We start from the raw sequence: 13,655 nt of genomic DNA, 5'->3' as shown, positions 1-13,655 counted from the left end.
CGGGCGCGGGCGATGCGGGTTCCCGGGTCGCCGGCAGAACGCGCATACTCCGGATCCCTTCATCAGAACTGGTGCAACCGTGATCGGATCGGACTGACCGTGGACTCAGTCAATCGGCAGCGCGCGGACGTGATCCTGGTGGGTGCCGGACTATCCGGCGCTGCGTTCGCGGCCCACCTGATGCGCGATCATCCCGACCTGCGTGCCAGGCTAGCCATCATCGAGCCCGCCGCCCGCCTCGGTGCGGGCCTGGCCTACGGCACCACCGATCCGGTGCACCGGACCAATGTCAGCGCCAGCCGGATGTCGCTGTTTCCGGATCTGCCGGACCATTGCGCCGACTGGCTGGCCGACCGGGACGAGGCCGCGCGTGATCCCGCCGCGGCCACTCCAGACGGCCGGCTGCATGTGCGGCGGGCAGTCTATGGCGATTATGTCGAGCAGACGCTGCGGGCGCAGATCGCGGGCTCCAGGCTCGACGTCCGGCACCTGCGCGACCGTGCCGTCAGCGGCCGGCGCGGCCCCGATGGTGGCTGGGAGATCGAGCTCGACGATGGCGAGAGGCTGCAGGCACCGATCCTGGTTCTCGGTGTCAGCCATACGAAGCCGGACCTGCCGGGGGTGCTTGCCCCGTTGCGCAGAGACACCCGCATGATCGTCGATCCATGGGACACCGCGTCGCTCGCCCGCATCGACCCGCGCGATACGGTCCTGGTGGTCGGCACCGGCCTCACCGGCTGCGACACCATCGCCTCGTTGCGCAACCGCGGCCATCGCGGCCAGGTGCTGGCGGTGTCCCGTCGCGGCCTGCTGCCCCGCCCACGCACCACGCAGCCGGTCGCGGCCGCCGGCGAGTTCGCCACCGCACCGTCGGTCACCGCCCTGGAGCTGCTGCTCCGGGTGCGCGCGGCAATGACCGGCGAGATCGCGGCCGGGCGCCCGTGGGAGAACGTGATCGACGCCATCCGCGGCCAGGCGCGCACCATCTGGGGCAGCCTGCCGATCCCCGAGCGCCGGCGCGTGCTGCGTCACCTGCGGCCGTTCTGGGATGTGCACCGCTTCCAGTGCGCCCCGCAGATCGAGGCGGTTCTGCTGGACGGGAGCGAGGCCGGTTGGCTGACCGTCATGGCCGCAACCATCGAGGCCGCCACCGCGGGGCCAGGCGGGATCGAGGTGCGACTGCGCCAGGCACATGGAAGGGGCACCCGGACGGTCACCGTCGGCGCGATCGTCAACTGCACCGGGCCCGGACACCGCTCGGTGGTGGCGAGCCATCCGCTGCTGCATGCGCTGGCCGAGGAGGGCGCGCTGCGTGCCGACCCCTGCCGCCTCGGCATCGACGTCACCACCGCGAGCCAGGTGATCGCCGCCGACGGACATGCGTGGCCGGACCTGTTCGTGGTCGGCCCGCTCGCCCGCGGCACCCACGGCGAGCTGATGGGCCTGCCGCAGGTGACGCTGCAGCCTCGTGAGGTCGCGGACGCGGTGGCCGGACTGCTCGAGCCCCCGCTTCAACTGGACGCGGCGACGCCGGCAGGTCATCTCTCCGGCCGATGATCACCGACAAGCGTCTGCTCCGGGCCGAGCCCAGCTTCCGGCTGCTGTCCAAGCTCTGGCAGGTGAGCTGGCTCTACGTCCTGCTGATCTGCCTGCTGGCGGGCGTCGGCTATGGCGCGCTGTATTCCGCCGGCGGTGGTTCGGCCAGGCCGTTCGCCGGACCACAGAGCCTGCGTTTCGGGTTCGGGTTGATCATGATGCTGTGCATGGCGATGATCAGCCCGCGCATCCTCGTGAAGCTGGCCTGGCCGCTCTATCTATTCTCGATGGTGCTGCTGGTGGCGGTGCTGAAGGTCGGCCATGTCGGCAAGGGCGCCGAACGCTGGCTGATCCTCGGCGGCTTCCAGCTGCAGCCGTCCGAGCTTGCCAAGATCGCCCTCGCCCTGGCGCTCGCCGCCTGGTTCCACAAGGCCGGCCCGGAGCGCATGGGCAACCCGCTGTTCCTGATCCCGCCGGCGCTGATGGTTGCACTCCCGGTGGCGCTGGTGCTGAAGGAGCCCAATCTCGGCACCGCGGTGATCATCGCGGCCGTCGGCGGATCGATCTTCCTCGCTGCCGGCATGCGGCTGTGGATGATCGCGCTGCTGGTGGCGCCGCTGCCGTTCCTCGGGCGGATCGCCTACGGCCACCTGCACGACTACCAGCGCGCCCGCATCACCACCTTCCTGCACCCCGAGAACGATCCGCTGGGCGCCGGCTACAACATCATCCAGTCCAAGATCGCGCTGGGATCGGGCGGCATGTGGGGGCAGGGCTACCTGCACGGCACCCAGGGCCAGCTCAACTTCCTGCCCGAGAAGCAGACCGACTTCATCTTCACGATGATCGCCGAGGAATGGGGGCTGGTCGGGGGCTTGTCGGTGATGGCGCTGCTGCTGGTGATGATCCTCGGCGGCATGCTGATGGCGCTGCGCTGCCGCAACCAGTTCGGCCGGCTCCTTGGGCTCGGCATCGCGATGAACTTCTTCCTGTATTGCGTGGTGAACCTGTCGATGGTGATGGGCGCGATCCCGGTCGGCGGCGTGCCGTTGCCGCTGATCAGCTATGGCGGCTCGGCGATGCTGACGGTGATGTTCGGGTTCGGGCTGCTGCTGTCGGTGTACGTGCATCGCGACCTGCGCTTCGGCGACGCCGACGCCGAAGCGTGAGCTGCGTGCAGTGACCGGCCTGGTGCCGCCGACGCCGGCGGTGCTGCGATCCTACCGCCGCAGTCTCTACGTCGCGGGTGACGTGTCGGCGCGCGTCGATCGCCGCCCGGCACCGATGCCGTCGCGCTGGGCTGGACGGGACCTGGTGCTGCTCAGCGCCTGCAACCCGGGCGGACGGCGCCGTCCCGACGGCTGGAACACGCGCATGATGCGCCAGCTGCGCGGCACCCTGCGCGATTTCGACCATGCGGCGGGAGAGGGGCGCTATCGGCGCTGGTCGGAGCCGCTGCTGCTGGTGGCGATCGCGCCGGCCCGCGGCATCAGGCTGGCGCGCCGGTTCGGCCAGAACGCGGTCATCCTGCTGCGTGACCGCCGGCCGGCGAAGCTGGTGCTGCTGGCATGACACGCCCCGTCAGGGGTGCAGCTCGATCTCCGCCGAGGCCTCGCGGCTGACATCCTGCGCATCCTGGGTGGCTTGCGGCGCTGCCATCGCCGCCGCGCGCATGCGGAACATCGGTCGAGGGCCGCCGCACTGGTCGGTCAGGCTGACGTCGCGGAGGGTGCCGACCTTGAGTCCGAGCGAACCGGCAGCCGCGGCGGCATCCGCCTGCAAGGTCCGCAGCGCCAGATCGGCGGCACGACGGCTCGCCTCCTGCATGCGGCCGGGCGACAGCGTCCAGGCCAGGTCGCCGATCACCAGGCCGCTCTGCTGCAGCCGTCCGACCAGCTCCAGGAGCGCCGTCGCGTCGTTCCCCTGCAACCGCAGCGATTGCCGGGCCGTCCACAGCGTCTGCTTGTCGCCGGTGTGTTCGACGCTGTAGCCGTCGAGATGCGCGGCGATCCCGACCACCTTGGCTGCCTGGGCGGTCGCGGCGGCGATCAGGCCGTTGACCTGCCGCTGCGCCGCGACCGGACTGGCCGAGCTGGCCTCCGCGTCGAGCTGTGCGACCAGCAGGTCCGGCGTCTCCTGCACGGTGCCGGTCGCCGACAGATGCAGCAGCGTGGCACCCGGGGCCACCGGCGCCTCCCCAAATGCCGCACACGGGGCGGTCGCGGCGAGGCAGGTCAGCAGCGATGCAGCGTGTCGGCGGGACTTCCGGATGATCGAGAGTGCTCTGGCTCGGGTGTGGCTCGGTTTCAACTGGTCCAACTCCACGTGGCATGAGGACGAGGTCGAGCGGTCGGGTCCTTCAGAGACAGCCTTCCTGGCTGTAGATCCCACGAACCGACGTCGGGTGGTTCGCCGTATCTGCGCGCCACAGACATACGCTGCCTTGTTACAGGCGCCGTCATCTTAGCGACACATCGCCTCATGCTCCTGTCGCGTGACGAAGCTCCGATCGGTTCGTGAAAAGGCTTCACGCTGCCGTGCCCCGACCCGTCCGTCGAACGCATCGCTGACGTCCGTCCACGTTCCGGTCAATCCGGCTGTCAGAGCCGCACTCGGTCGAGGCCGCGTCGTCATCCAGGCCCACGTGCCGCAACTCGAGACGGCCGCCACTGCAAGGCAGGCCGCGACACGAGCTGCCACCGCACGACGACCGACATCGTCAGGAGCTTTCCGACCTGGGTCCACCAGGCGTTCTCCGGAAGGGGCTCGTATCTCGCCTCAACCGGTCGATACCCGGACGTGCCGCACGGCTCCTCCCGCGGGTCTAGTTGCCGCCGTTCGGTATCTCGTCGAGGCTTTCGCCCCCGCCCGAGGGCGTCACGCGCAGGACCATCAAGGCACGGCGCAGGCGGTTGATGCCGATGCGTACCCGGCCCCGCTCGCACAAAGAACGCCCCTCATCCTCGAGGTCCTGCACCTCCTGCGGCATCGCCCGGTAGTGCTGGATCCGTGCCGCCAGGGTCAGGCAATAGGCGCGGCTGTCGCTGGTGACCACCATCGGACCGTCATCGCCGTCACGTCCCGGTACCTGCGCCTGGCCCTGAGTTGCACCGCCCACCGGCAGCAATGCGGCGAGCAGCAACACGGCCGGACGCACCGGCAGCCGGCGGACCGCGGCTTGGGGCCTGGTGTCGGAACCGGCTTGAGTCCGGTGCAGCACGATCGGCGCGGCTGCGGAACATGTCGCCGGTCGGTTCATCGCAGCCATGATAGTCAGACCGGCCTGTCCTGCGCATGGTCCGCAGATGACGGCGGCTCCATCCAGGCCGCGACCGGCGGCGACGGTCTGGCCGACTGCGCCGTCATCCCGCTGAGTGGCAGCACCAGCGCGGCTTCCAATCCGGGCTGGGCGACCGGATCCGATCCTGCCCGAGGCGAGGCGTCGGCGGCCGGCCCGATGGGCGTGGCAGCGGGCGTTCCGGTGGGCGTGCCAAGTTCCAGCCGGCCGCCATGCAGCTGCGCCACCGCCTGGACCAGCGAAAGCCCGAGGCCGGAACCGGGGGTGTGGCGCGAGGATTCCGCCCGGAAGAACCGCTCCGAGGCGCGTGCCAGGTCAGGCTGCCGCATGCCGATCCCCTGGTCGCGCACCACGATCCGCACCGATGCGCCATCGAGTGCCGCCGACAGCTGCACGATCCCCGCGGGGCCGGAGAACTTGATCGCGTTGTCGAGCAGGTTGGCGACCGCCTGCTGGATCAGCCGCCGGTCGCCGTGCAGGGTGATGCTCGGCGAGGGCAGCCGTTGCAGCGTCAGGCCCTGCTCCTCGGCCAACGCGCCGTACAGGTCGGCGAGGTCGTCCAGCAGCACCGACAGCTCGACCGCGGCGAAGGCGGAGCGACGCGATCCGGCCTCGATCTCGGCGATCCGCAGCAGCGCCTCGAACACCGCCGTGACCCCGTCCAGGTCGGCCACCGCACGGTCGATCGCCGCCCGCATCTCGTCGGGGCCGGCAGCGTGCAGGGCGGCGTCTTCCAGCCGTGTGCGGGCGCGGGTGATCGGCGTGCGCAGGTCGTGCGCGATCGAGTTCGAGACCTGCCGCACCCCGTCCATCAGCCGGGCGATGCGGTCCAGCATGTCGTTGACGGTCTCGGCCACGCGGTCGAACTCGTCGCCGCTGCCGGTGAGCGGCACCCGGTGCGTGAGGTCGCCGGCGGCGATCGCCCGGGTGGTGCGGGCGACGTTGTGCACCATGCGCCGGAACAGGCTGCGCACCACCAGCGCGCCGCTGATCCCGAGCACGCCGACCATCAGCACCGCCCAGAGCAGCGTGTCGGTGAGCAGCCGCTTCAGGATGGTGCGGGCGCGCACGTCGCGGCCGACCAGCAGCCGGTAGCCGCCGGGCAGGGAGAACGCGCGCAGTTCGGCGCGGCCATGCAGCCCGGCGCGACTGACCTCGAGCTGGTACCAGATGTCGGTGCGGGCCACGACCTTGGGCCAGACGCGCAGGTTGCCGGCGATGCGGGCGCCATTGCTGTCGACCATCAGGTAGATCGCGTCGTCGTCGATGTTCTGTTCCAGCCGCTGCTGGATGGTCTCGCCGAGCGCGATCAGGCCGCCATCGGTCCAGCGCTCGGACAGCGCGCTGGCGTCGGCCTCGATCGCGGCCTCGGCCTCGCGCTCGAGCAGCCCCACCGTCGCCCACCAGATAAAGCACATGAAGATGATCGCGCTGAGGATGAACAGCAGCGCATACACCAGCGCCAGCCGCAGGCTCGCCGAGCGCAGCAGGTCGTTGCGGCGGAACAGCCCGCGCTTCGTCTGGCCCCGCGTCGTCCGGCCCCGCTCCGTCTGGCCCCGCTTCACCCAGGGCCGGACCCGCGCGCCTCCGATCGGCAGCTTTCGCCATGCAGGGCGGGACGGGCCGGTGCCGGGAGAGCCGGGGCGGGCCGCCTCAGTCGCGCGGATCGTCACGCAGCATGTAGCCGGCATTGCGCACGGTATGGATCAGCGCTGCCGGAAACGGCTTGTCGATCTTCTGGCGGAGGCGCGACACGTGCACGTCGATCACGTTGGTCTGCGGGTCGAAATGGTAGTCCCATACTCCTTCCAGCAGCATCGTCCGGGTCACCACCTGGCCGGCGTGACGCATCAGGTATTCCAGCAGCCGGAATTCCCGCGGCTGCAGGTCGATCTTCTGACCCGCCCGCTTCACCGCACGTGACAGCAGGTCCATCTCCAGGTCGCCCACCACGAGCCGCGTCGTCGGGCCACCCTCGCCCTTGCCGCGACGCGACAGCGCCTCGACCCGCGCCAGCAGCTCGGAGAACGCGAACGGCTTGGTCAGGTAGTCGTCGCCGCCCGCCTTGAGTCCGGCCACGCGCTCATCGACCTGCGCCAATGCCGACAGCACCAGCACCGGCGTACGGTTATTCTGCCCGCGAATGGTTTCCAGAAGGTGAAGACCGTCGATCCCGCCCGGCAGCATGCGATCGAGGATGATGGTGTCGAAGCTCTCGCTGACCGCCATGAACAGGCCGTCCTTGCCGTTGTCGGCCTGCTCGACGATGTGGCCGGCTTCCTTCAACCCCTTGGCCACGAAGCCACGGACGGTCTGGTCATCCTCGACCAGTAGGATACGCATCGTTCACGCCTTCCGGGTTGCCGGCCTCGATCGTCTTGCAGCGTGCGCCGGCCGAACCGGCCTTGTCCATGCGACAGACGGCCCGCGCATCATAAGCTTTGTCCATGCAGGCCCGGCGCTAGCCCGGAGTGTCCTCGACGCGGCGGCCGACCACCACCAGCACGTCGACGATATGCGACTTGCGCGAGACCTGCAGCCGGATCGAGCTGCCCGGTGCCGCCGCCGCCACGGTCCGGATCAGCCCGCGATTGCTGTCGACATGGTCGCCATTGACCGAGTTCACCACGTCGCCCGGCCGCAGGCCTGCCTTCGCCGCCGGGCCGCCCTTGTCGACGGCGACGATCGCCACGCCGCCGCCGGACGCGTTCTCCAGCGTCACCCCGAGCCAGCCGCGATCGATATGCCCCTTGGTGCGCAACTGCTCGACGATGGGTGCGACCAGCTCGCTCGGGATGCCGAAGCCGATGCCTACCGAGCCGCCGGTCGGCGACACGATCGCGGTGTTGAGCGCCACCACCTGGCCGTGCATGTCGAAGGACGGGCCGCCCGAGTTGCCGGGATTGATCGGCGCGTCGAGCTGCAGGAAATCGTCGAACGGGCCGGCGCCGATGTCGCGGCCACGCGCCGAGACGATGCCCGCGGTAACCGAGCTGCCGAGCCCGAACGGGTTGCCGGCGGCCAGCACCCAGTCGCCGATCTCGACCTTGCGGCTGTCGCCCCAGGTGACGAAGGCCAGCGGATGGTCCGCCTTGACCTGGATCACCGCGATGTCGGTGAGCTCGTCGGTGCCGAGCACGTGGGCCGGCAGCTCCGAGCCGTCGGAGAACGACACCGAGATCTTGTCCGCGTTGCCGACCACATGGTTGTTGGTGACGATGATCCCGGACGGGTCGATCACGAAGCCGGAGCCGGCGCCGAGCATCTGTTCCCGGTGCGAGCGCATGCGGTCGCGGAACTGCTTCTCGAACGGTGTGCCACGCAACGCCGGGGGCACCTTCACCTTGGCGTCGGAATCGTCATCGACGTCCTGGGTGACGGCGATGTTGACGACGGCCGGCACCACCTTGCGCACCAGCGGGGCAAAGGTGAGGGGCCCGCTCTGCACCAGCAGCGGCGCGGACCCGGGATCGCTCTCCCCGCGTGCCGGTGTGGTGACCGGGAGCAGGGCGGCCAGCATCAGCGCCGTCGCGGACAGGAGCGCCCGTGCCGGCAGCGTCTGGCGGGACGGGATCAGTCCGGGTGCGGTCATTCAGCCAGAGCCTCGAGGCGATCGGCTCTCATCCTAATACCAGAACGATCCGGAAATCACCGCGGTGGCTTCTGCGGCACAGTTTGTCGCCCGGACTGTGGCAGGAAGGACGCGCTTACGCCGCCCCCGGATCCTCCGGCCAGTCGTGCCGCGGGTAGCGGCCGCGCATGTCCCGGCGCATGTCGGCCCAGCCACCACGCCAGAACCCCTCCAGGTCGGCAGTGATCGCCGCTGGCCGGCCGGCTGGGGAGAGCAGCGCCACCTGCAGCCTGACCCGGCCGTCCGCCAGCACCGGCAGCCGGGTCGTGCCGTAGAAATCCTGCGCGCGTGCGGAAGCGGTGGGCACCGGCTGGGTGTAGTCGATGCCGATGCGCCGGGTCCGCACCGCCAGCTGCGTCGGCAGCAGCCGGTCCAGCCGTGCGAGCTCGGCGTGCGCGACCAGGCGGCGCAGCAGGGGAGCCACGTCCAGCTGCCGCAACTCGGGCAACCGGGTCAGGCCGCCGAGATGCGGTGCCAGCCAGTCCTGCACCGATGCCGCGAGCCTGACGTCGGACAGGTCCGGCAGCGCTGACTCCTCACCATCGAGCTGGCGCAGCATCGCCACCCGGGCCTGCAGCTGGCGGGCGGTGTCGCTCCAGTCGAGTGCGGTTCCGAGACGCTCCCCGGCGGCTTTCGCCAGCAGCCGCGCGGTTTCCGCCGGATCCGCTTCGAGCATGCGGTCTGCGAGCACCAGCTGTCCGAGCCGCCGCCGCCGCCGGCTGATCACCGCACCACTCACCGGATCGAGCCCGCTCTCGACCTGCTCGGTGGTGCGCGCCAGCAGGCTGTCCGGCAGCCGGTCCGGATCGAGCGGCAGCGCCAGGGTGATCCGGGCCGCGTCCCGCACATGCAGCGCCGCCACCGCCAGCAGCTTCGAGGACGCCAGACCGTCACCGCGCGGCAGCTTCGCCGAGCCGCCGCCAGCCAGCCGGAACGAGCCGATCTCACCGCGCGCCTGGGCGATCCGGTCCGGAAAGCCAGCCGCGAGCAGGGCCGCCGCGTCGCCCTCGGCCGGCGCATTGGCCTGCAACCGCCGCCGGTAGGTGTTCGCCGCCTGGCGGATCCGGGACAGCGCCCCGCGATCGGCGTCCTGGCCGGGTGGCTGCCGGCCGGCCAGCAGCTCGAGACGGAGCCGCAGGTCGGACGGCGGGTCGGCGGCGCGAGCCCCCGCGACGGGCCGCGGCCGCAGTGGATCGCGCTCCTCCAGCAGTGCCGCGAGGTCGGCCGCCAGCGCCGCCTCGCCGGGACCGTCGGCCGCCAGCATCATCGCCGCCAGCCGCGGATGCGCGCCGAGTGCGGCCATCCGGCTGCCGAGCGTGGTGATCAGGCCGTCCTCGCCGAGGCCGCCGAGTGCGCGAAGCAGGCTGCCGGCCGCCTCGAACGCACCGCCCGGCGGCGCATCGGGCATCGGCAACGCTTCCGCCGCGGTGTCCATCAGCGCCGTCCAGGCGGCTGCCTGCAGACGGAAGCCGGACAACTCGGCATCCAGGATCTCGGGCCGGTCCTGCACGGCGAGGCTGCGCGCCGTCATCTCGGTCCAGAGCCGGTAGGCTACCCCCGGCCCCTCGCGCCCGGACCGGCCGGAACGCTGCGTCGCCGCCGCCCGGCTGACGCGCACGGTCTCCAGCCTGGTCAACCCGCTGCCGGGGTCGAGCCGTGGCACCCGCCGCCAGCCGCCATCGACGACGATGCGCACGCCAGGCACGGTCAGCGAGGTCTCGGCGATGGAGGTCGCCAGCACGACGTGCCGCCGCCGCTCGCCGGGTGGTCGGGGCCGCAGCACCTGGTCCTGTTCGCCCGGCGGCAATTCGCCGTAGAGCGGCAGCAACTCGGCGTCGACGCGCATGTCGAGCAGCGCCTGCTGCGTGCGGCGGATCTCGCCCACGCCGGGCAGGAACGCCAGCACGTCCCCCTCGGGCTGATCCGCGAGCGCCACGCGGACCGCGCGCGCCACCGCATCGGGCAGCTCGCGCAACTGGGCGATGTCGCGGTTAGCGTGGCGGACCTCCACCGGGAACATCCGACCCAGGCTCTCGATCACCGGGCCGCCGAGCCGTTGCGACAAAGCCGCCGCATCTGCCGTCGCCGACATCGCCAGCAGCCGCAGCTCCGGACGCAGCTGGCGTTGCAGGTCCAGGCAGAATGCCAGCACGGTGTCACCGTCCAGGCTGCGCTCATGCACCTCGTCGACGATCACGCAGCCGATGCCGTCCAGCATCGGATCCGACAGCAACCGCCGCAGCAGGATGCCCTCGGTCACCACCTCGATCCGGGTCGCCGCCGACATCGCGCTGTCGATCCGGGTGCGGAAGCCGACCAGCCCGCCTGCCTCCTCGCCGATCAGGCTGGCCATGCGTTGTGCCGCCGCCCGTGCCGCCAGCCGCCGCGGCTCGAGCATGACGATCCGGCCGCCACCGAGCCACGCGGCCCCGGCCAGCGCCAGTGGGACCAACGTCGTCTTGCCGGCACCCGGCGGCGCCACCAGTATCGCGTTGGGCGTGGTGGCCAGGCTCGCCAGCAGGGCCGGCAGCGCCTCGGCGACGGGAAGGTCCGGCATCGGGTCAGGAAGCATGCCGCCTGTATGAGGCCGCGGCGGATCGTGTCAAAGACAAGGCACCGCCCGCAGCCGGTCTCGAACCCGGCCGGCCGGTCCACGTGCGTGGAGACGCAATTGTCCATCCGTCCTGCCCGTCCCTGCCGCGTCCGGCTGTCCTGCTTGCTGGTGGCGCTGTTTGGCCTGTTGCTGCTGGCCGCACCCGGCGCGCGGGCTGCCGAAAGTGCAGCCGTCACCACCGACCACGACACCGCCACGCTGGTGACCGACCAGGATGGCTGGGCGCCCGGCAAGTCGCTGGGCGTCGGCTTGCGGCTTCACATGGCGCCCGGCTGGCACACCTACTGGTCGAACCCGGGCGATGCAGGCGAGCCGGCAGAGATCGACGTGAAAGCCTCCGGTGGCGGCGCCGGCCACACCACCACCATTGCCTGGCCCACTCCGCTGCGCCTGCCGGACGGCCCGCTGATGAGCTACGGCTACACCGGCACCGTGCTGCTGCCGCTCAAGCTGGTGCCGTCCGGTGCCGGCACCGGGCCGCTGCAGCTCACCGCCACCGCCGACTGGCTCGCCTGCTCGACGGTGTGCGTGCCCGAGCATGGCAGCTTCAGCGTGTCGCTGCCGGTCGATACCGCCGGCGCCCACCCATCGCCCCAGGCCGCGCTGTTCGAGGCGGTCCAGGCAACCACGCCGCTGCCTTCGCCCTTCACCGCCACGATCACCCGCGACGGCCGCTTCACCCTGTCCGGCACCGGCCTGTCGACCACAACGGTCGCCTCCGCCTGGCTGTTCCCGGGTCAGCAGGGGGTGATCGACCAGACCGCCGCGCAGACCCCGATCGTGCATGACGGCTCGGTCACGATCCCCCTCAAGCCGAGCTCCGACTTCAAGCTGGGCCAGCCATTCGATGCCGTAGTGGTGCTGCGCGACCCCAGCGGCCAGGAGCGCGCGCTGCAGGTCAAGGCGGCCCCGGCCACCGGCCTGCCGGCACCGATCCCGGCACTCGCGCACGCGCTGCCGATCCCCGGCACCCGGCCGGCGCTGGACCCCTCGGTGGATGCGCCACAGCACGTCCCGTCGCCGGTGGGGTTCGGACGGCTGCTGCTGCTGGCGCTCGGTGGCGGCCTGATCCTGAACCTGATGCCCTGCGTGTTCCCGGTGCTGGCGATGAAGGCGATGGCGCTCGGCCGCCTGTCCGGCATGGAGCGCAGCCATCAGCGGCTGTCGGCGGTGTTCTATACCGGCGGCATCCTGTTGGCCTTCGCGCTGCTGGGCGCGATCACGCTGGCCCTGCGCGCCGCCGGCTCCTCGGTCGGCTGGGGGTTCCAGTTCCAGTCGCTGGCGTTCGTCGCCGGAACCTGCTGGCTGCTGTTCCTGGTCGGGCTGAACCTGCTCGGCGCGTTCGAGGTCGGCGCCAACATCACCGGGGCCGGCCAGGGGCTGGTCGGGCGCGGCGGCCACCTCGGGGACTTCGCGACCGGCCTGCTGGCCGTGCTGGTGGCGACCCCCTGCACCGCGCCGTTCATGGCGGGCGCCATCGCCGGCGCGTTGTCGGCGCCGGCGATCGTCGGCATGTCGGTGTTCCTGGCGATGGGGGTCGGGCTGGCGCTGCCATACGCGCTGGTCGCCGGCATCCCGCAGCTTGCCGGCCTGCTGCCCCGCCCGGGCGTGTGGATGGACATCCTCAAGCAGGCGATGGCGTTCCCGATCTTCGCCGCCTGCGCCTGGCTCGCCTGGGTGGCCAGCACCGAGGGCGGCTCGGCGGGCGTGCTGACCATCGCCGCCGGACTGGTGCTGCTCGGCACCGCGGCCTGGCTGTTCGGGCTGTCGCAGCGCCTGGTGGCGACGAGCGACGGCAGCGGCGGCATCCGCGGCGCGCGGTTCTCGGGCTTCCTGTCGCTGGCGTTCCTGCTGGCGGCACTGGCGCTGATCCCGGGGCTTGCCAAGACACCGCTCGGCGACGACCACCAGACCGCCTCGGCCAGCGATGGCTGGGAGCCGTTCTCCGAGACCAGGCTCGCCGACCTGCGCCAGTCCGGCCGGCCGGTCCTGGTCGACATGGGTGCGGCCTGGTGCGTCAGCTGCCTGATCAACGAGCGGATCGCGTTCCACTCGGCCGAGGTTCGCACCGCCTTCGAAACGCATCACGTGGCGTTGCTGAAGGGCGACTGGACGCGCCGCGACGAGGGCATCACCCGCTTCCTGCGCGCGCACGGACGCGACGGGGTGCCGTTCTATATCTACTACCCGGCCGTCGGACCCGAGCAGGTCTGGCCGCAGATCCTGACCCCCAACCTCGTACTGAGGGCCGTGGACCCGGGCTCGTCCTAGCGGGGCCTGTGCAGTCGGATGGGCGTGCTGAGCTCGTCGTGATGATCCGGGCTCGGACAGGCGCCCGGCGGTCAGGGCCATACGGCTCGAAGCGGGTGCGGGTGGAGGTGCGGATAGGACGGTGGTTGAAGGTGACGACCGTCAGCCGTACCTCTCCCCTGATGTTCCGCCTCATGGTCAGCATCCGGGACAGCAAGGCCACGCCCAGACCCGAGCCGCGGGCTTCAGGGCGGCCGAACATCCCCATGGGCTCGCCCTTGGGTCCCAGCTCGCCGGCTGGCGGGACAAGGTGCCCGGCGATGCCC

Annotated in this window: 10 protein-coding genes; 4 read left to right on the top strand and 6 right to left on the bottom strand. The window is 71.2% G+C overall.

Going from position 1 to position 13,655, the window contains the following annotated elements:
* Positions 1 to 99 precede the first annotated feature (99 nt).
* From ACOEQ2_RS05620 to ACOEQ2_RS05610, 3 genes are read left to right on the top strand one after another with little or no spacing between them, the layout of a single operon-like run.
* Complete coding sequence (locus ACOEQ2_RS05620) at positions 100 to 1,557, top strand: FAD/NAD(P)-binding protein (protein WP_419730397.1); 1,458 nt, start codon at positions 100 to 102, stop codon at positions 1,555 to 1,557.
* Complete coding sequence (rodA, locus tag ACOEQ2_RS05615; RefSeq protein ID WP_419730396.1) at positions 1,554 to 2,705, top strand: rod shape-determining protein RodA; 1,152 nt, start codon at positions 1,554 to 1,556, stop codon at positions 2,703 to 2,705. The genes ACOEQ2_RS05620 and rodA overlap by 4 nt, the downstream gene beginning before the upstream one ends.
* A gap of 10 nt (positions 2,706 to 2,715) precedes the next feature.
* Positions 2,716 to 3,108, top strand: coding sequence for a DUF3293 domain-containing protein (locus tag ACOEQ2_RS05610; protein ID WP_419730395.1), 393 nt, complete (start codon positions 2,716 to 2,718; stop codon positions 3,106 to 3,108).
* A 9-nt stretch (positions 3,109 to 3,117) separates the two neighbouring features.
* Here the strand turns inward: ACOEQ2_RS05610 and ACOEQ2_RS05605 are convergent, their stop codons facing one another.
* From ACOEQ2_RS05605 to hrpB, 6 genes are all read right to left on the bottom strand, one after another.
* Entirely contained in the window at positions 3,118 to 3,723 is a 606-nt protein-coding gene (locus tag ACOEQ2_RS05605) for an SIMPL domain-containing protein (RefSeq protein ID WP_419730394.1), read from the bottom strand.
* A 637-nt stretch (positions 3,724 to 4,360) separates the two neighbouring features.
* Positions 4,361 to 4,681: a hypothetical protein gene (locus ACOEQ2_RS05600; RefSeq protein WP_419730393.1), complete on the bottom strand. Its 321-nt coding sequence runs from the start codon at positions 4,679 to 4,681 to the stop codon at positions 4,361 to 4,363.
* A gap of 128 nt (positions 4,682 to 4,809) precedes the next feature.
* Positions 4,810 to 6,342, bottom strand: coding sequence for a sensor histidine kinase (locus ACOEQ2_RS05595; RefSeq protein WP_419731146.1), 1,533 nt, complete (start codon positions 6,340 to 6,342; stop codon positions 4,810 to 4,812).
* 145 nt (positions 6,343 to 6,487) lie between these two features.
* Positions 6,488 to 7,177: a response regulator transcription factor gene (locus tag ACOEQ2_RS05590; protein WP_419730392.1), complete on the bottom strand. Its 690-nt coding sequence runs from the start codon at positions 7,175 to 7,177 to the stop codon at positions 6,488 to 6,490.
* A 118-nt stretch (positions 7,178 to 7,295) separates the two neighbouring features.
* The gene (locus ACOEQ2_RS05585; RefSeq protein WP_419731145.1) at positions 7,296 to 8,354 is read right to left on the bottom strand and encodes a trypsin-like peptidase domain-containing protein; all 1,059 of its coding nucleotides are present in this window, start codon (positions 8,352 to 8,354) and stop codon (positions 7,296 to 7,298) included.
* A 187-nt stretch (positions 8,355 to 8,541) separates the two neighbouring features.
* Complete coding sequence (gene hrpB, locus ACOEQ2_RS05580; protein WP_419730391.1) at positions 8,542 to 11,022, bottom strand: ATP-dependent helicase HrpB; 2,481 nt, start codon at positions 11,020 to 11,022, stop codon at positions 8,542 to 8,544.
* A 114-nt stretch (positions 11,023 to 11,136) separates the two neighbouring features.
* On the opposite strand from hrpB, the gene ACOEQ2_RS05575 reads away from it, so the two are divergent.
* Positions 11,137 to 13,350: a protein-disulfide reductase DsbD family protein gene (locus ACOEQ2_RS05575; protein ID WP_419730390.1), complete on the top strand. Its 2,214-nt coding sequence runs from the start codon at positions 11,137 to 11,139 to the stop codon at positions 13,348 to 13,350.
* Positions 13,351 to 13,655: the final 305 nt, after the last annotated feature.

Source organism: Lichenicola sp. (assembly GCF_965198575.1).
In the GTDB taxonomy this organism is placed as follows: domain Bacteria; phylum Pseudomonadota; class Alphaproteobacteria; order Acetobacterales; family Acetobacteraceae; genus Lichenicola.
This window is presented reverse-complemented; position numbering and strand designations above follow the sequence as displayed.

What these genes read in the sequence shown, in the direction of transcription:
- rodA (WP_419730396.1), top strand. Translation starts at nt 1,554, where the DNA reads ATGATCACCGACAAGCGTCTGCTCCGGGCCGAGCCCAGCTTCCGGCTG.
- ACOEQ2_RS05590 (WP_419730392.1), bottom strand. Translation starts at nt 7,177, where the DNA reads ATGCGTATCCTACTGGTCGAGGATGACCAGACCGTCCGTGGCTTCGTG.
- ACOEQ2_RS05585 (WP_419731145.1), bottom strand. Translation starts at nt 8,354, where the DNA reads ATGCTGGCCGCCCTGCTCCCGGTCACCACACCGGCACGCGGGGAGAGC.
- hrpB (WP_419730391.1), bottom strand. Translation starts at nt 11,022, where the DNA reads ATGCCGGACCTTCCCGTCGCCGAGGCGCTGCCGGCCCTGCTGGCGAGC.